Here is a 16,828-nt window from a genome sequence, read left to right on the forward strand (position 1 = left end):
TTCACCCTCCCAGGAAGGGATTTGGCTCGCTGTTGGTGGAGATATGTAGCAGTTTGATGGCGCGGGTGGCGGTTACATGGAGCAGAGCGCGCTCGTTGAGTTCGCGGTGGCATTTCTCCACCGTGTCTTCCGTTCGGCCGGTGTGCTTCTCCAGCAGGGCCTGGAGGCGACCGGACCAGCGGGTGTCCGGGCTGATCTGGGTGGTGAGGTGAGTCAGCACCATCAGGACGGTGAAGAGGCGGCGGGGGCACCCCTTCCCGCCTGAGGTGGCGGAAAATCGAGGTGTTTCGGCCAACTGGGCGGAATGGAGAGCTCGCGGTTCCATAGCCGGAAATGATGCGCACAGACATTTCTAATGACGGGGAGCCAATGAAGGGGGCGTACACCCGTGCAGTAACGTTGCTTGCTGCAGAGCGCTTTAGTAAAAGCTTATCGTGACGAAGGGCTATCAGGCTATTGGCAGCTCCCTTTCCTGGCCAGCTGTCTCTAGGACTTTCGTTAGAGTGCTAACAAGAGGTGCCGCATGGCATCATCCCGAACCGGCCTTTGGCCGGTTTCGGCTTTATGGGCTGGGCGTTTGCAATCAGGAGAGCAGGGCATGACTCAGGACACCACCACATCGCCGCCGAGCGAGTTGCGTCAGGCGCTGCTGGCCTACGGCCTGCTGTGGTGCCTGGGGCTCTACCTGCGCCTCACGGTGCTGGTGGTCCCGCCGCTGATTCCCCAGCTCAAGGCGGTGCTGGGCTTCTCCAGCAGCGACGTGGCGATTGCCACCAGCCTGCCGCTGGTCACGCTGGCCCTCGGTGCGCTGCTGGCCGGTTGGCTGCTGGCGCGGGTCGGTACGCGCTCAAGCATGCTGCTGGGGCTCGCCATCATGGCGTTGGGCAGCGCGCTGCGCAGCCTGCCGGAGGGTTTCCTGCCCTTCCTGCTGGCGACCGTACTGATGGGTACAGGCATCGCCTTCATGCAGACGGCGATGCCGGTACTCGCCAAGCTGTGGGCGCCCGGCCGTATTGGGCGCGCCTCGGCGGTGTACACCAACGGCCTGCTGGTGGGCGAGCTGCTGGCGGCGGGCGCCACCGGGCCGATGGCCGCGGCCTGGCTCGGTGCCCAGTGGCAGTGGGCCTTCGCCCTATGGGTCGCCCCGGTGCCGCTGCTGATGCTGGCGCTGATCGTCGGCTGTCGGCACCTGCCGGCCATGGCGAACGGCTCCCGCAGCGCGAGCCTGACCCTGCCGGACCCCCACGACGCTCGCACGTGGCGCCTGGTGGCCCTGCTCGGCGCGGCGGCAGCGCTCTACTTCACCGGCAACGTGTTCCTGCCTCCGCTGCTCGAGGCCAGCGAGCGCCTGTCGCTGCTGGCCCCCAGCCTCACCGCCCTCAACGGCGCCCAGATGCTCTCCTCGGCGCTGTTGATCTACTATGCCGACCGGCTTATGGGCCGGCCCCGGCCGCTGATCGGCATCACCGCGCTGGCGCTGCTGGCCCTGCCGCTGATGCTGTGGCTGCCGGGCGGCCACGTGGTGTGGGCGGCGGGCGTGTTCGGCTTCTTCACCAGCGCGCTGTTCATCTTCGTGCTGGCGCTGCCGGCCTGGCTGGTGCGCCTCGAGGCGCTGCCGCGGCTAATGGCCGGCATGCTGTTCTTCGGGTACCTTCTGGTATTCGGCATCACCGTGGTCGGCGGCTGGCTCAACGACCTTTCCGGCACCGTGGCGCTGGCCTTCCTGCCCACGCTGCTGATCAGCCTGGTGGCCATGGCCGTCACCCCGCGGCTGCTCGCATCCCGTCAGTAGGAAACCCGCATGCTTAACGCCCGCATCAAGCTGCGTCATCTGCAGGCCTTCCTCGAGGTGGCCCGCCAGCGCAGCTTCGCCCGGGCCGCCGAGCGCTTGGCGATCACCCAGCCGGGCATCTCCAAGGCCATTCGCGAACTCGAAGAAAACCTCGGCGCCGCGCTGTTCGAACGCACGCCCCAGGGTGTGGCGCTGACCCAGGCGGGCCTGACCCTGCTGCGCCACGCCGGGCCGGCCATGCGCGCCCTGGAGGAGGGCGTGGCCGCCGTCGGCGATACCCACCGCGGCGACCGCTGGCTGCGCGTGGGCGCGCTCTCCACAGTGGAGAGCCAACTGCTGCCCGAGGCCATCCGGAGCTGGCATGCCGAGCCCGACGGGCAGAACGACGTCGGTGTGAATGTGGTAACCGGCTCCAGCGCCTTTTTGCTCTCGCGGCTGCGCCGCGGCGAGCTCGACCTGGTGGTGGGGCGCATGACCGAGGCCCGCGAGATCAGCGACCTGGCCTTCGAGCACCTCTACTACGAGCCGCTGATGCTCAGCGTGCGCAGCGGCCACCCGCTGGCCGGCATCGCGCCGCTCGAAGCCGAACGACTGGGCGACTTCCCCTGGGTACTGCCGCCGCCCCAGACCACCCTGCGCCAGCAGGTCGACAGCTTCTGCGTGCGCCACTCGCTCACGCTGATGAGCCAGCGCCTGGAGACCCTCTCGCTGCCCGTCAGCCGGCGCTACACCCTGGAGAGCGACGCCATCTGGGTCGCGCCCGAGGAGGCCATCGCCGAAGACTTGGCGGCGGGGCGGTTGTGTCGGCTGGCCATCGACCTGGAAGCGCAAGGCGGCTCCGTGGGGCTCTGCTTCAATGCCAGCATGGAAGCCTCGCTGGCGCGGGAAGCCTTCTGCGAGGTACTGCGCGAGGTCAGCGCCAGGCGCGGCTTCGGCAGCGCAACATAACCCAGAGGTTATGAGGGCTGCCGAGTCGTCAATTGGCGCACCTGCGGCAAGGCGCCACACTGGGCGAGACAGAACCACTCTCCCAAGAGACGACACCATGCAAGATCACAACAAGCGCTTTGTAGAGCGCGACCGTAACTGGCACCCCCCGGCCTACGCTCCCGGCTACAAGACCAGCGTGGCCCGCTCGCCGCAGCAGGCATTGGTCAGCATGCAGCAGCCCAGCGCCTCCGAGCTCACCGGTCCGAGCTTCCGCCAACTGCGCATGGGCTCCCACGACAACGACCTGCTGCTCAACTACCGCGAAGACCCCGCGTTGGCAGGGGCGGTCGGCCTGCCCGTGGGCGAGCGCATCATCATGTTCGGCCGCGTCGTCGACCAGTTCGGCAAGCCGGTACCGCATACCCTGGTGGAGATGTGGCAGGCCAACGCCGGTGGCCGCTATCGCCACAAGAAGGATGGCTACCTTGCGCCGCTGGATCCCGGCTTCGGCGGCGTGGGCCGCACCCTGACCGATGAACAGGGCTGGTACCGCTTCCGCACCATCAAGCCCGGCCCCTACCCCTGGCCCAACGACCCCAACAGCTGGCGCCCCTCGCATATCCACGTCTCGGTGATGGGCCCCTCGATCTCCACCCGCCTGATCACCCAGATGTACTTCGAAGGCGACCCGCTGATTCCGCTGTGCCCCATCGTCAACACCATCAAGGATCCGGCCGCGGTCGAAACCATGATCGGCCGCCTCGACATGGCGCGCAGTAAGCCCATGGACTGCCTGGCCTACCGCTTCGATCTGGTGGTGCGCGGCGAACTGCAGACCTTCTTTGAAAACCAGTAAGCGGGTTCGAGAACCAGCAAGGGGCAACCAGATGAAACAGCCGAATTCCCAACCCTGCAGCGAGCTGATGCTGCGCGAGACCGCTTCCCAGACCGCCGGGCCCTACGTGCACATCGGCCTGGCCCTTCACGTGGCCGGCCTGCCCGAGCGAGACGAGGAGATCTGGAGCCGGATGGCCAGTCCCGAGGCCGAGGGCGAGCACATCGAGGTGGTCGGCACCGTGATCGACGGCAACGGCGACCTGGTGCGCGACGCCCTGCTCGAGGCCTGGCAGGCCGACAGCCAGGGCCGCTACCAACCCGAATTCGACCTCAAGAAGCCGTTCAACAGCTTCGGGCGTACCGCCACCACCGCCGACGAGGGCAGCGAGTGGTCACTGACCACCATCAAACCCGGCCGCGTGCGGGTCGACGGCATCGACGAAGAACACGGCGTCATCGACGACAAGGACTCCCACCTGGCGAATGCCCGCAGCGCCCTGAAGATGGCACCGCACATCAACCTGGCGATCTTCGCCCGCGGCGTGAACATCCAGCTGCAGACCCGCCTCTACTTCGAGGACGAAGCCGAAGCCAACGCTGAATGCCCGGTGCTCTCCCGCATCGAATCGCCGACCCGCCGCCAGACCCTCATCGCCAAGCGCGAAGAGGCCGACGGCAAGGTGCGCTACCGACTCGACATCAAGCTGCAGGGTGAGGGCGAGACGGTGTTCTTCGATTTCTGATCTAGCGCCACCGTAGCTAACCCGGTCCCGTTAGGGGGCCGGCAGCAAGAGAGCCAGCGCAATGCGCTGGCTCTCGTCTTTTTGGCTTACGTTGGCTTGGATCGCTGGTGCAAGCCTGCGATAGCGTATAGGCTGAGGTATGTATTTATTTGTAAGCGGATTTTGGCGAGCTTGATAGATAAGAGCCGAGGTTAACTGAGTGATGGTTGGTGGTGGCAAAGGGGAAGTATACCGGCCGCTAACGACCCAAAGCGGACCTGGCAGCAAAGGCGGCATGCTCGTTCATCCTTGTTATGCGACATGCGCGGTGACTGGTGTTATGTGGCCGAGGTACTCTTGAATGTGCATGCGTGTTCATCCGATATCAGACCGTGCGGTCTAATACCTGTTAGCCATAAGACGCCGTCGACATGACATTACCGATAGCCACGAACATTCCCGAAATTGACTTCAATATCGGAGGACTCAGAAGTCATGCCATCCTGAACATTTTTGTTCAAGAACTAGGCCTGTCCGCAGAAGAAATGAAGTTCCGCGGCTGGTTGCTGCATACGGTTTTCTCGGCTGCTCGGCATTATTCAAGCGCACGACAACTGGTAGTCCAACAGAATAATTCCGACCAACAACGAGATGGTGGTTTGGTTCTGCATTTATTGGATGTATCGGAAAATTTAGAGGGTTGCGTTACAGGTGTTTATCGATCATGCATGGCAGTGCGCAGAATGCACAGCAAGAGCGAACCATGCAGAGTTTTTGTTGAATCGTATAGTGGGAAAGTTGATAGCCTTGCTAGGCTTAGAAATCAGTTTGAACACATGCATGGGCAGATTGTATCGGGTGAAACAGGTGACGGTCCGATCTCAATTATCCTTTCAGGGCAAGGTAGGAGTTTAAGCTTTCGAAGGCTAAAGCTTGACATCACATCTTTGTATGATTTGATACATGGTTTATATCAGGTGGTTGCCAGTATGTATCCATCATTTTCGAGCAACGTTCCTGTTTCAAATAGACCATGGGAGCCCAAGAAGCTCACTATCTCTGCCTCCATGAGTGCAACGGTAATGAGAAAAGGAGAGTCCTCCGATGGCTAACCAGGCCAAGCACAGCGACAGCTTTTCCGTTGCGGCTTCGCCTCCACTACAAAGCTGCGCGTGTTGGCAGCGTTAGTGCGAATACTCGCTGCTGAAGGTCGGATATAAGGGGGAATAGTGGTCAAGACGGAAATCCTATCGGTCAGGGATCCGCAGTGGGTCGACGAGAACCGCACCGCGATCAACTGCTGGGTTAGAACGAACACGCTCGTGCAGGAGGTTCCCTTTACGGCTACGCCTTATGATCCGGAGCCCCACGGGAGAGAGCTTTTCGCGAGGTGCCTAGCTGGCGAGTTTGGAGATATTGCTGCGCCGGAGGCACAGCGCTTGCCTGCCCCCATGCCGCCGGCAGAGGTTCCCGTCCAGCTAAAACGGCTGGAGAGGTTTCTGAGCCACGCAAACCTCGAGAATGCTAGGAAGTCATTTCGCAGTGTCGTGATTGTTTGGGCGTCATTTCTCGACGGCCTTCTAGATGAGTTGCTAGAAATTGAGGCTTTGCGCGCTTCCGCTGCGGGCGAAGCAGTGGGAAAGCCGCCGCACACCTTCGATGACCGGATCAAGCGAGCCTTCGCCGCCGGATTAATCGATCAGGAAGAGACTGACAGGTGCCTCCACATAAGGCGTATACGGAATGCGGCGGCTCATGATTGGGAGCTTTCCCTTGAGACAGAAAGTGTACTGCCGGGTCTGCGAGCGCTCCATGAGGCGGATCACTCTGAGGTGTTGGTTTTTCAAGATGACTTAGATTATTTGCTCCAGCGGGTTTACAGTGCCTCTTGCGCCATGCTCATCATGCGGCTGCTTGAGCGCCTGCCAGTCGAGGCGGCGTAAAAGCGCTAACAAGTCCATTGAGCGAACGGACAAAAAAGCTGGCGTTTTTCGTCCGTCGCTTATGTCCAGCGTTACATCAGTATTTATTAAATGTCCGCTTATGGCCGAAAGCCATCACTCACCCTCGGAGCTATCGCCTGTTCACATGCGGTGATTCTCTAGTAGGAAGTCCACGAACAATCGCACCCGCGCCGGCATCGCCGAGCCACCCACGAACACCGCATGAATGGGTTCCCTATCACCGGGATTGAAGGCTTCCAGCAGCGGCACCAGGTCGCCGCGCTGCAAATCCTCGGCCACGCTGAATTCGCCGATGCGCGCGATGCCGGCGCCCACCCGTGCGAATTGCGCCAGCGCCTCACCGCTACTGCATTCGATATTGCCGCATACCTTGAGGGAGAATGCCTGGTCGTCGCGGATGAACGGCCAGTTGGGTTCAGCACGTCGGAAGTTGAAGCGCAGGCAGTTGTGTTGCAGCAGGTCTTCCGGTTGCTGCGGCGTGCCGTGGCGCTGGAGATAGGCTGGGGAGGCCACCACCACCTGGCCGGTATCGCCTATGCGGCGAGCGGTCAGTGGGCTGTCGGGCAGATGGCCAAAGCGCACGGCTACGTCGGCCTGGCCGCCGAGAATATCGACTACTTCGTCGCCCAGAGTGAGGTCAACAGTGATGTTCGGGTAACGCGCGCTGAATGCGGTCACCAACGGCACGATGGCCAGCCGCCCGTGGCCGAGCGCAGCACTTACGCGCAAGCGGCCTTTGGGCACGCCCTGGTCAGCAATGGCCTCTTCGACCTCGGCCATATCGGCAAGGATGCGTCGAGCACCACGCAGATAGGCCTCGCCTTCGGCGGTAAAAGTGATCGCGCGGGTGGTGCGCAGCAACAGGCGGGTACCGAGGCGTTGTTCGGTGCGCGCGATGATTCGGCTGACGGCCGAGGGTGTCAGCCCCAACGCTCGCGCAGCGGCCGACAGGCTGCCTTCCTCCGCCACGCTGGCGAACACGACCATTTCGCCTGACCTGCCGCTAAAGTCCATTTGTTCCTCTTAAGCAAAGGTGTTTGCCGTAAAGGCTATCTACCGCTTGCAATGTCCGAATTGTAGCATTCTCGGCATAGATGAGGAGCCTTTCCATGCGTATAAATCCCCCCCTTGTTGCGCTAGCCATCGGTGCCTTCGGCATCGGTGTCACCGAGTTCTCCCCCATGGGCTTGTTGCCGGGCATCGCGCTTGATCTCGGCGTTTCCATTCCTGCTGCCGGCCTGCTGGTCAGCGCCTATGCGCTGGGCGTGCTGCTCGGCGCGCCCCTTATGACTCTGACCACGGGCAGGATCCCCCGGCGTTACCTGCTGATCGGACTGATGGCCATCTTCACTCTGGGCAACCTGATGTCGGCGCTGGCGACTGACTACTACAGCCTGCTTGTCGCCCGGCTGGTGACCTCGCTTAATCACGGCGCCTTCTTTGGCGTCGGCTCCATCGTCGCCGCCAGTCTGGTCGCGCCGGACAAACGGGCGGGGGCGGTGGCGGCGATGTTCATGGGCCTGACCCTGGCGACCATCGGTGGCGTGCCGTTGGCAGCCTGGTTTGGCGAGGTGTTCGGCTGGCGCACGGCGTTCTGGGGCATTACCGCCCTTGGTGTGTTGACCATGTTTGCGCTGTGGTTCGCATTGCCCAATGTGCCTCTGCCGAAAGGCGGCGGCGTGCTGGCTGAAATTCGCGTGCTGGGTCGTGGCTCTGTGCTGGCAGCCTTGGCCCTGACCGTGATCGGGTCCAGTGCGATGTTTACCGTATTCACCTATATCGCGCCGATCCTCAGCAGCGAGACCCAGGCGTCCACCACCTTCATCACCGCCATGCTAGTGCTATACGGCATCGGCCTGACGTTGGGCAACATATGGGGCGGAAAGGCGGCGGATCGCTCTGTCGACCACACCCTGATCGTCTCGCTGAGTGCGCTGATCTTGGTATTGCTGGCGTTCACGGTGCTGATGCGCTGGCCGCTACCGGCTGCTGCGGCCATTCTGATCTGGGGTATCGCCAGCTTCGCCATTGTGCCGCCGCTGCAGATGCGGGTGATGGAAGCCGCCAAGGACGCGCCCAACTTGGCCTCGGCTGTGAACATCGGCGCCTTCAACCTGGGCAATGCGATTGGCGCGGCGCTGGGTGGTGCGGTGATCAACGTCGGCCTGGGCTACCCGGCGATTTCCCTGGCCGGTGCGGCGATGGCCATGCTGGGGCTGTTGATGGTGTTGGGGTTTGCCTGGCGTTCCAGGGCGGTGGCGGCTGCAGTGGTGTAAAGGCCGGCCTGTGTCAACTGGGGAAGCCACGGTTTGAATGAATCGTGGCCTGTCCCCGATTCATTGCTGGCCTACGGCGCATCCTTGCTTTCGCAGGCCTGAGCAGTCGCAACGGGGATTGGCCTAGCTAGCTTATGGCCTGGCGTCAATCGAGCCCATTGAGCGGCAGCTTCTGGCCGATAGCAGCTATGTACAATATCGTCGTTTTCTATCTCTCGCAGACCGCCCTCCAGGAAGCCTTGGTGGGCGGTTTTACGTAAAAAGGTTACGTTTGGCTTTCTACGTGTAGAAATCGCGGGTTTGCGCAGCATGAGCCAGACGGATCGATCGCCACGAGGAAGTCGAGAAGACCTTATACAGCCACGCGACGAGATCACTCGGCGAGTCCGCTCTAGGCCCACTCTAGGTAATGCTTACCCATCATCCGATACACTTCCTCCGCTGCGATGGGGTGCGATATCACATAGCCTTGCGCAGTATCGCAACCCAGCTCGGCCAGTGCCTCCAGGGTGGCTTGATCCTCGATGCCTTCTGCGGTCACCTTGAGACCTAAGGTATGGGCCAGTTCGATTGTTGATGCGACGATGGCATAATCGCGCCGGTTTTCACGCATATTCCGAATAAAACTGCGGTCCAGCTTGACCTCTTCGATGGGGAATCGACTCAGGTAGGAGAGAGACGCATAGCCGGTACCGAAATCATCGACGGCACAGTCGATACCAATTTCCCGCAACGTGGCGATGACCCTCTGGGTATGATCATGGTCTTGGATCACCCCGGTCTCGGTAATCTCCAGCCGTAGGCCCTGTAGGCTGGTCGTCCTCTTGTCGCGGAGGAAACCCACCAGACCGGCTCCATCGGATAAATCCTGGGCGGCTATATTGACGCTGATGCCAAAGTCGGGATCTCGTGTGCGACAGCGAGCCAGCTCCTCGATGGCTTCATCGATTACCCAGCGGGTGAGGCGGGTGATCATGCCGGCCTTTTCCAGGAGGGGGATAAAGTGACCTGGCGATATGAAGCCCAGCCGCGGGTGTTCCCAACGGATTAGCGCCTCGGCCTCGCGGATGCGGCCGCTGGCCAGATCCAGCTTGGGTTGATAGACCAGACGCATGTCACGAGTGCCATGCTGGCGAAAATCGTGCAGCAGGATCAAGTCTCGAGGATCGGGCTGTAACTGAGGCGTATAAACACACCAAGTGTTGCCCTTGGCGTGTGCCGAGGCATAAGCCGTGACAGCGCGGCGTAACAGCTCTTCGGCGTGAATGGAGGCGGAGTCTTTGCCACCGTCGCCGGCACGTCCGATGCTAATGCCCATTACGACCCCCGGATCGACATAGAGCCCTTCGATATAGAAGGAGGTAGTCAGTCGAGCCATCGTTTCTTCCGGGGAAAGCTCCTGCGGAGTGATGAGAGCAAAGGTGCCTGTGCCGAGATGGGATACCAGAGGGAAGCCCAAGTGTTCCACATGGTAGCCATAGTCTTTGATCAGTTTCTCGTGACCGGTGCGACCAAAAGTGCTAGTGACCGAATCCAGACTCTGCAACCGCAGGAAGACCAAGGTAGGTGACCAGTCGGGTGCTTCATTTAGCCTACGTTCCAGGTCGTCGATAAAGGCTTGCCGGTTGGGCAGGCCGGTCGCTGCATCATACTCCGCTTGGTCACGCAGCTGTTTCTCCAGGCGGCGACGGGACTGCAACTCCGTGGTCAGTTGACGAGTTTTCCGGGCCACCTGACGCTTCAGGACCCAGGCGCCAATCAGTCCGAGCAAGGCCAACAGCAGTATCGGCGCGATGATCCAGGCCAAGGTATTCAGATGATCGGCTATGGTCGGTTTACGCCACTCCAGCTCGGGGAGCCACTTCTGATAAATGGCGAAGTAGATACCGTCGGACTGCATGGCCGCGAGTTGAAAGTTCAGCCACTCCAGCAGATCGCTGTTGCCCTTGCGCACGGCGAAGACATAGGGGCGCGGCCAGAAAGGCGAACTGGTACTCCGCACATCGTAATCGGCGGCAAGGCGTTTGGCGCTAAGCGTAGCTTCAACGCAGGCATCGGCTTCCCTGGCATGTACTGCCAGAATGCAGGCCCGCTCGCTTTTCACGGGGTACAGGCGGATATCGGGATGCTCTTCTGCCAGTTGCTCCTGTGCATAGCCAGCCGTCGTGACAGCGACAGTTTTTCCTCTCAGGGCGTCCAGGTTGCTGAAGCGCTCACCCTCGGTATGAGAAAATATGCTGTGGAACTGGTGATAAAAGGGGTTGGTGAAATCATATTGCTGGCGACGGCGCTCCGAAGCGAAGAGAGCAACCGCATCGGCCTCACCACTCTCGACAGCATGCAAGGCTGTCTCCCACGCCGTAAGCCGATGCTCCGCCGTTACCCCACCCTGCTGTGCCATGGCGTCCTGCAGGTCGATAACAAACCCCTTGGCTTGCCCTTGGGCGTCGAGCCATTGGAAGGGCGCATAAGTGGCAGAACCCGCGAAGACGATATCTTCGCTCCGGTCGGGGTGCAGGTTTCCCAGCGCGCTCTTGGGGAGGAGCCCAACGAGAAACAGGCCGGCCGCTAGCATCAGGAGGCAAAGTAGGCCGGCACGGTTGGCAAGCATCAGCGTTCCTTGATCGCTAGAGAATTTTGTTAGTTTGTTAAGTACACTTTACCTTGCACAGTACGATCTACCAAGTGGCTCTAGGTCGGATGGGCGAGAAGCTGGCCGTCCTTCTTCCTAGCACTCCAAGGAGCAGATCTAGGTTTCCATGCCAAGCGAAGAAGGAGCTTGCCGGCAATCTCTCTGAGCTTAAAGAATTATTCTAAGATTTTCTTGATATCCTCCCGACGACAGCAGGAAACACCATGGTTACTCCTCGCTCTGGAAACCCCTCCGCACACGTGGTTCGGTCATTGCTACAACACCGGCATGAGCTATCGGTGTATTCGAAATATGCGCGCTATGCCCTGCCAGCGGAGGTCACGGAGCTGGATCTGGAGGCAGGCCACCTGGTGCTGGAGGCGGAGTACGGCGGCGCCGACATGGACCACTATATCAGCGATGGCTGCTTGAGCTTTGATATCGAAGCGCTCAAGGTCCCTGAGATCAGCGAGCGCGAGGTGTTCACTCTCAGCAACGTGCCGGTGAAAGTCCTGAAGACGGATAGCACGACCTATCGCCTGGAGTGTCAGCTGCCGGAGTCGGTCTTCGTGAAGGAGAGTCGCGGGGCGGTTCGCATCCCCTTTATCTTGGGGATGCAGGCGCGCGTTAGCGTCGAGGTGTATCTCCATGAGCTCAGCATCCCGGGACGGTTGCGGAACCTCTCCGTCGGCGGCTGCATGGTGGATATCGCGCTTGCCGATAGCATCGCTATTAGCGTGGAACAGATCGTACCCGGGGTCACCCTGGAGTTCCCCAACGGAGAGAGCTTCTTCGCCGAAGCCAGCGTTCGCCATATGCGCCCATTTGGTAACCATGGCTACGCCGCCGTGGGTCTACAATTCATCAACCTGTCAGCGACTCAGACGGAAGCCCTTTACCATTACGTGTCGGAAGCGGAGCGCGAGGCTGCTTATCGATCAGGCGTCAACGACAAGGTGTCCAGCCACTCCCCACTGTTCATTCCTGGAGCCAAGGAGACAAAAATCCTGCAGCGCGAAGAGCAGGAGCGCCAGAAGCGCGCTCATCAAACCCCCATGCAGCGCGGTGTCAAGGAAGTGGCTCATCAGCTTCAGGTTGGGCTTATGTACATGAAAACGCGTGACTTTTTTCCAGAAGAGACGCTGTACGATTGTGCAGACACGTTGCTGTACCTGGTAGGCCAGGATCGCAAGGGGTTCCTCTATGCACTGACCTTTCTGCGCGACGAGCCGGACTGGGTACGTCACGCCGTTCAGGTTGCCGGACAATTGGCCGACATGTTGCTGCTACGTGACCCCCACTCGCCCCAGGTACGTGAAGCTGTCTTGGGCGCTCTGCTACATACCATGGGCAAACCGCTATTGGTCAGCCAAGAGCTTCCATCGCTCAAGGTGCACATGAAGCCCCACCAGAAAGAAATTTTGAAAGGTCATGTGGGGGCGCTCCGGAAGAAATTACAGACACTTGGCTGGATGCCGAGCCCGACCTGTCGCGATGTGTTTGAGAATTCCAACGAACGGCTCGATGGATCCGGCTACCCAGCTGGCAGACGAGGTGATCAGCTTTCAGAAGTGGCGAAGCTGGCTTCGGTACTCAAGGCGGTGAATAAACTCACCCATGAACGCAACGGGATTCCTCCTCGATCACCGCTCGATGCCTACCGCTGGGTGAATGACGCTGCCGGCGCTTACGACAAGACGATACTCGTCGAGTACATCCAACACTACGGCCTCTATCCGATCGGCAGTCTGGCGAAGTTCTCGGGTGGCTTCCTAGCCTGGATCATGGACATCGATGCCAAAGGAATGCCTATCAAGGTAAACGTCGTCAAGAACCTATCGTTCAAAGACACGAATATCGATTATGTCTTGAGTGCAGGCGACTTCTCTCAAATAGGAAAGCTCGAAGGCGTAGTCAATCCAGCAGACTACGGTGTGCGACTCATCAAAGCATGACGCTAAGCCGATCGAGGGCACTCTGTCCGGACAAGGCTTGATTGCACATCATGTCTTGCATCCCGAAAGGAGACCCGGCCATGCGGCCGGGCCCATCCCGTTGGGGTGACTGATACGTCTTCCATGACGCACCTTTCCGTGTCCTTCATCTCCTGACCGTACAGACTGCCACGCAGGTGCTGGCCTGGTCAGGATGAAAATCCTGCCAAAGATGGCTTAGTAAGCTGCCTTCGAACGCTGTGCTGTCGATTGGCATGACAATCCGTTCAGGGCACTATGCAAAAAGAATGAAGGTTTCCGTGTCTGGGAAGCAGAGCAAACAAACGTCCTGCTCCCAACCTCACCTCCCTCTCACTCAATCACCTCATAATGCTCGCGCAGAACCAGCGCTGCGACGGGGAGCGGTGGAAACCCGGCAATCAAAGAGCGTTGAGAGCTTCGATGGCTTGGTCGAAATTATCATCTCTTTCCGCCCAGCGCAGGGGTCGCACTTGTCGTACGAGTATCTCCGCGGGGGTCGGTTTCTCGCTGAACAGTGCCATTGCCTCTTCAATGAACTCGTCGAGGGTCATAAACCCCTCGCGGCCCGACTGGCCGGGCTCGAGTTCGGTTTGAACCCCGGGAGGCGCGAGTTCGATCACCTCGACCTTGCCTTTGAGCTGTTCACGCAACGATAGCGTATAGGAATGGAGCGCCGCCTTGCTCGCGCAATAGGTCGGCGCCCAACTCAGCGGCACGAATGCCAGGCCCGACGTCACATTGACGACCGCGGCATCGGGCTGGTGTGCGAGGTGATCGATCAATGCATTAGTGAGGCGGATCGGTCCCAGGAGATTTGTGACGATCGTCTTTTCGGCATCGTGCAAGTCACGGGGCCTGGTCAGGTCCTCCCGGCGCAAGATGCCGGCATTGTTGATCAGCACATTCAGCGACGGATGATCGGCGAGGAGCTGCCGGGCGCACGCGGCAATCGCTTGCGGATTCTCCATGTCGAGCGTGATCGCGTGCATACCTTCGCGACCGGCGATCGTTTGCTCAAGCGCCTCCTTGCGGCGGCCGGCGACTATTACCGTGTTCCCGAGCGCGTGGAAGCGCGCCGCCAGTTCACGGCCGATGCCGGACCCTCCGCCCGTGATGAGAATCGTGTTTCCTGCGGTCTTCATTGTTCTTACTCCTTTTCCGGTAAAGCAACCTAGCGAATTCGCTGTTCGTGAATTGTTATGACCTGGGCAGGCTCAGGCGAGCCGCCCTTCGCGGCGCAGACTCGCGCCGATACGCTGAATCTCGGCTTCGCACTGCGCCAGCGCCGCTTTGTTGAGTGAAAAGAGCGAAGTGAAAGTTCAGCGCACTCCGCCCAACCGCAGGCTGGGGCGTAGCCGCCAGGCCACGAACGCCGACAGCAGGCCGAGCACCAGCGCCGGCACGGGACTGCCGCCAATCAGCAGCAGATGCGTCGCCGTGCCGCCAACCATGGTGGCGAACAGCAATAGGCCACCGACAAAGCCGAAGGCGGGAATCAGGAGCAGCACGGCTCCTGTGATTTCGACGACGCCGGTGACATAGCGAAACCACTGGCCGAAGCCGATGGCATCGAACACCTCGACCATCTGCGGTACACCGGCCAGCTTGGCGATGCCGGCGGCGCCAAACACCAGGGCGAGAAGAATGCGAACGGCCCAGACGATGCGGCGCTGGGCCAGGGAAAGTGACGAGGTGGTGGCCATGGATGCGATACCTTGTGACGAGAAGTGAGGGCTTGCGCCCGGTTGCCAGAAGGATAGGGTGGGCCTGATTGTTTGATTAGATGGTATGGTTGGATTGAATTCATCCAGATTTGGAAGTAATCGAGCCGATGCTGGACCTGAACGACATCGCCCTGTTTGTGCGGGTCGTGCGCCATGGAAGCTTTGCCGAGGCGGCAAGGCAGCTTGGGGTGCCGCCCAATACGCTGAGCCGGCGCGTCCAGACACTCGAAGCACGGCTGGGCACGCGCTTGTTGCAGCGCACCACCCGCAAGCTCACGCTCACTCATGCAGGCCTGGCGTTCCACGAACGCTGCGCGGCAGCGGTGGAAGGGCTGACCGAAGCCGGACAGGAATTGATGACCGGCAGCCAGGAACCCAGTGGCCTGGTCCGTGTTGCGGTGCCGGCTGATTTCTTCGACTTTTTCCAGATGAAATGGGTAGCGGAGTTTCTGGCTGCGCACCCACGGGTGCGGCTCGATTTCGTGCTCAGCGATGCCAAGGCCGATCTGATTGCCGAACGGATCGACGTGGCGTTTCGCAACGGGCCGTTGCAGGACTCCAGTTATGTCGGCCGCCAGCTTCTGGCCGCCAGCAGCGACTGTATGGTGTCGAGTCCCGCCTACCTCGCCACGCGCGGCGTCCCCGGCGCGCTGCAGGATCTGGCGAATCACGACTGTGTGGCCTTCTCCCACGCCAGCGGATACGCCACCTGGCGCTTTCTCAATCGCGATGGCAACGACGAAGAAGTGCAGGTTGCCGCGCGCTTCAGCGGCAACACGGCGCAGGCGCTGCGCAGGGCCGCGATGGCGGGGCTCGGCATCGCACTTCTTCCTCAGCTGATCGTTAGACAGGACCTCGAGGCGGGCCTGCTCGTGCCGGTACTGCCGCAATACCAACGCAAGGGCTATGGCATGCACGTGCTTTACCCGAGCCGGCGGCATCTCCCTTTGGCGGTGTCGGCGTTTATTGATCTGGTGGTGGAAAAGCTCACCCCTCCCTCTCCCCAATCGCTTCAATAATGCTCTCGCAGAACCAGCGCTGTGAGGGGGAGCGGCTAGCCTGGGCCTGCCAGTGCAGCGCGACTTCGAACTCGGGCACGTGAAAGGGAAGTTCGTGGATGGTCAGGGGCGAGCCTTCGGTGAAGCTGGCGGCGACCTGTAGCGGCATGATGGCGATCAGGTCGCTGTCGTGGAGTACCCGTGGCAGCACCGAGAAGTGCGGGATCTCGAGGCTTGCCTTGCGCTGGATGCCCTCCTGACGCATCACTTCTTCGGCCATGCCATGCCCGGAGGAGGAGGTCACGGCGACGTGGCGTGCGGCGATGAAGCGTTCGCGGGTCAGTGGGCCTTCCCCGAAGCGTTCCTGGTTGAGCAGGCACACGTAGCGGTCCCTCAAGAGTACATGGCGAGCAATTGCCGCACCCGTCAACGGTCGGCTGCAGATCAGCGCGTTGACCCGGCCGGCGGCCAGCCACTCCTCGGCATGCTCGATCTCCAGCGGTACCACTTCCAGCTCGGCTTGCGGCGCCTGGTCATGCAGGTGGCGCATGAGCTTCGGCAGCAGCGCCATTTCACCCAGGTCGGTCAGCGCCAGCCGGAAGCGGCGGGTGCAGGTCGCCGGGTCGAAGTCGCGGCTGCTCTCGATGGTGTCCTGGAGCTGCTGCAGGGCGTCGCGCAGCGAGGGGTAGAGCTGGCGGGCGGCAATGGTGGGTTCCATGCCCTGGCGGGTGCGCACGAACAGGCGGTCCTCGAAGAGGTCGCGCAGCCGGGCCAGCGCATAACTGACCGAGGGCTGGGTGACGTATAGCCGCTCGGCCGTCTGGGTGACGCTGCCGGTTTCGTACAGCAGGACGAAGGCGCGCATGAGGTTGAGGTCGATGTGATTCATCGCATAGACACGCTTTATTTTTGATAGAAAGAATATCGATTTGCTTGATTGTAGCAGCGACGACTAGCGTGAAGGCACGTACTGCACA

Annotated in this window: 15 protein-coding genes; 9 read left to right on the forward strand and 6 right to left on the reverse strand. The window is 60.9% G+C overall.

Annotated features, from left to right (window positions below):
• Window position 1: 1 nt before the first annotated feature.
• Window positions 2-223: a hypothetical protein gene (locus HBJ55_RS17095; protein ID WP_167117730.1), complete on the reverse strand. Its 222-nt coding sequence runs from the start codon at window positions 221-223 to the stop codon at window positions 2-4.
• A 375-nt stretch (window positions 224-598) separates the two neighbouring features.
• Between HBJ55_RS17095 and HBJ55_RS17100 the strand changes: the two genes are divergently transcribed.
• The 6 genes from HBJ55_RS17100 (at window position 599) to HBJ55_RS22300 (ending at window position 6,224) form a co-directional block, all read left to right on the forward strand.
• A complete protein-coding gene (locus HBJ55_RS17100) occupies window positions 599-1,792 on the forward strand; it encodes an MFS transporter (RefSeq protein WP_167117733.1) in 1,194 nt (397 codons plus the stop codon).
• A 9-nt stretch (window positions 1,793-1,801) separates the two neighbouring features.
• The gene (pcaQ, locus tag HBJ55_RS17105; RefSeq protein WP_167117736.1) at window positions 1,802-2,740 is read left to right on the forward strand and encodes a pca operon transcription factor PcaQ; all 939 of its coding nucleotides are present in this window, start codon (window positions 1,802-1,804) and stop codon (window positions 2,738-2,740) included.
• A 97-nt stretch (window positions 2,741-2,837) separates the two neighbouring features.
• Window positions 2,838-3,578, forward strand: coding sequence for a protocatechuate 3,4-dioxygenase subunit beta (gene pcaH / locus HBJ55_RS17110; RefSeq protein ID WP_167117739.1), 741 nt, complete (start codon window positions 2,838-2,840; stop codon window positions 3,576-3,578).
• Between the two features lie 31 nt (window positions 3,579-3,609).
• A complete protein-coding gene (locus tag HBJ55_RS17115) occupies window positions 3,610-4,302 on the forward strand; it encodes a protocatechuate 3,4-dioxygenase subunit alpha (protein WP_167117742.1) in 693 nt (230 codons plus the stop codon).
• Between the two features lie 410 nt (window positions 4,303-4,712).
• The gene (locus tag HBJ55_RS17120; protein WP_167117744.1) at window positions 4,713-5,393 is read left to right on the forward strand and encodes a hypothetical protein; all 681 of its coding nucleotides are present in this window, start codon (window positions 4,713-4,715) and stop codon (window positions 5,391-5,393) included.
• A 117-nt stretch (window positions 5,394-5,510) separates the two neighbouring features.
• Complete coding sequence (locus tag HBJ55_RS22300; protein ID WP_206022731.1) at window positions 5,511-6,224, forward strand: hypothetical protein; 714 nt, start codon at window positions 5,511-5,513, stop codon at window positions 6,222-6,224.
• Window positions 6,225-6,365: 141 nt separating this feature from the next.
• Here the strand turns inward: HBJ55_RS22300 and HBJ55_RS17130 are convergent, their stop codons facing one another.
• Window positions 6,366-7,259: a LysR family transcriptional regulator gene (locus HBJ55_RS17130; protein ID WP_167117747.1), complete on the reverse strand. Its 894-nt coding sequence runs from the start codon at window positions 7,257-7,259 to the stop codon at window positions 6,366-6,368.
• Window positions 7,260-7,354: 95 nt separating this feature from the next.
• On the opposite strand from HBJ55_RS17130, the gene HBJ55_RS17135 reads away from it, so the two are divergent.
• Window positions 7,355-8,521, forward strand: a complete 1,167-nt coding sequence (locus HBJ55_RS17135) for an MFS transporter (RefSeq protein WP_167117750.1) — start codon at window positions 7,355-7,357, stop codon at window positions 8,519-8,521.
• 391 nt (window positions 8,522-8,912) lie between these two features.
• Here the strand turns inward: HBJ55_RS17135 and HBJ55_RS17140 are convergent, their stop codons facing one another.
• On the reverse strand, window positions 8,913-11,132 hold the full coding sequence (locus tag HBJ55_RS17140; RefSeq protein WP_167117753.1) for a putative bifunctional diguanylate cyclase/phosphodiesterase: 2,220 nt from the start codon (window positions 11,130-11,132) through the stop codon (window positions 8,913-8,915).
• Between the two features lie 245 nt (window positions 11,133-11,377).
• Here HBJ55_RS17140 and HBJ55_RS17145 point away from each other — a divergent pair, with 245 nt between their 5' ends.
• The gene (locus HBJ55_RS17145) at window positions 11,378-13,108 is read left to right on the forward strand and encodes a PilZ domain-containing protein (RefSeq protein ID WP_167117756.1); all 1,731 of its coding nucleotides are present in this window, start codon (window positions 11,378-11,380) and stop codon (window positions 13,106-13,108) included.
• Window positions 13,109-13,527: 419 nt separating this feature from the next.
• Here HBJ55_RS17145 and HBJ55_RS17150 read toward each other — a convergent pair whose 3' ends face one another.
• The gene (locus tag HBJ55_RS17150; RefSeq protein ID WP_167117759.1) at window positions 13,528-14,271 is read right to left on the reverse strand and encodes an SDR family oxidoreductase; all 744 of its coding nucleotides are present in this window, start codon (window positions 14,269-14,271) and stop codon (window positions 13,528-13,530) included.
• A 177-nt stretch (window positions 14,272-14,448) separates the two neighbouring features.
• Complete coding sequence (locus HBJ55_RS17155; RefSeq protein ID WP_167117761.1) at window positions 14,449-14,832, reverse strand: DoxX family protein; 384 nt, start codon at window positions 14,830-14,832, stop codon at window positions 14,449-14,451.
• Between the two features lie 128 nt (window positions 14,833-14,960).
• Between HBJ55_RS17155 and HBJ55_RS17160 the strand changes: the two genes are divergently transcribed.
• The gene (locus HBJ55_RS17160; RefSeq protein ID WP_167117764.1) at window positions 14,961-15,872 is read left to right on the forward strand and encodes a LysR family transcriptional regulator; all 912 of its coding nucleotides are present in this window, start codon (window positions 14,961-14,963) and stop codon (window positions 15,870-15,872) included.
• On the opposite strand, the gene HBJ55_RS17165 is transcribed toward HBJ55_RS17160, so the two are convergent.
• Window positions 15,841-16,740 carry a LysR family transcriptional regulator gene (locus HBJ55_RS17165; protein WP_167117767.1) on the reverse strand — a complete coding sequence of 300 codons (900 nt, stop codon included), beginning with the start codon at window positions 16,738-16,740 and terminating at the stop codon, window positions 15,841-15,843. The genes HBJ55_RS17160 and HBJ55_RS17165 overlap by 32 nt on opposite strands.
• Window positions 16,741-16,828 lie beyond the last annotated feature (88 nt).

This window comes from Billgrantia bachuensis, from assembly GCF_011742165.1.
Lineage (GTDB): Bacteria > Pseudomonadota > Gammaproteobacteria > Pseudomonadales > Halomonadaceae > Halomonas > Halomonas bachuensis.

Coding starts and splice junctions, on each gene's coding strand:
- HBJ55_RS17095 (WP_167117730.1), bottom strand. CDS start 223: ATGGTGCTGACTCACCTCACCACCCAGATCAGCCCGGACACCCGCTGG.
- HBJ55_RS17100 (WP_167117733.1), top strand. CDS start 599: ATGACTCAGGACACCACCACATCGCCGCCGAGCGAGTTGCGTCAGGCG.
- pcaQ (WP_167117736.1), top strand. CDS start 1,802: ATGCTTAACGCCCGCATCAAGCTGCGTCATCTGCAGGCCTTCCTCGAG.
- pcaH (WP_167117739.1), top strand. CDS start 2,838: ATGCAAGATCACAACAAGCGCTTTGTAGAGCGCGACCGTAACTGGCAC.
- HBJ55_RS17115 (WP_167117742.1), top strand. CDS start 3,610: ATGAAACAGCCGAATTCCCAACCCTGCAGCGAGCTGATGCTGCGCGAG.
- HBJ55_RS17120 (WP_167117744.1), top strand. CDS start 4,713: ATGACATTACCGATAGCCACGAACATTCCCGAAATTGACTTCAATATC.
- HBJ55_RS17130 (WP_167117747.1), bottom strand. CDS start 7,259: ATGGACTTTAGCGGCAGGTCAGGCGAAATGGTCGTGTTCGCCAGCGTG.
- HBJ55_RS17135 (WP_167117750.1), top strand. CDS start 7,355: ATGCGTATAAATCCCCCCCTTGTTGCGCTAGCCATCGGTGCCTTCGGC.
- HBJ55_RS17140 (WP_167117753.1), bottom strand. CDS start 11,132: ATGCTTGCCAACCGTGCCGGCCTACTTTGCCTCCTGATGCTAGCGGCC.
- HBJ55_RS17145 (WP_167117756.1), top strand. CDS start 11,378: ATGGTTACTCCTCGCTCTGGAAACCCCTCCGCACACGTGGTTCGGTCA.
- HBJ55_RS17150 (WP_167117759.1), bottom strand. CDS start 14,271: ATGAAGACCGCAGGAAACACGATTCTCATCACGGGCGGAGGGTCCGGC.
- HBJ55_RS17155 (WP_167117761.1), bottom strand. CDS start 14,832: ATGGCCACCACCTCGTCACTTTCCCTGGCCCAGCGCCGCATCGTCTGG.
- HBJ55_RS17160 (WP_167117764.1), top strand. CDS start 14,961: ATGCTGGACCTGAACGACATCGCCCTGTTTGTGCGGGTCGTGCGCCAT.
- HBJ55_RS17165 (WP_167117767.1), bottom strand. CDS start 16,740: ATGAATCACATCGACCTCAACCTCATGCGCGCCTTCGTCCTGCTGTAC.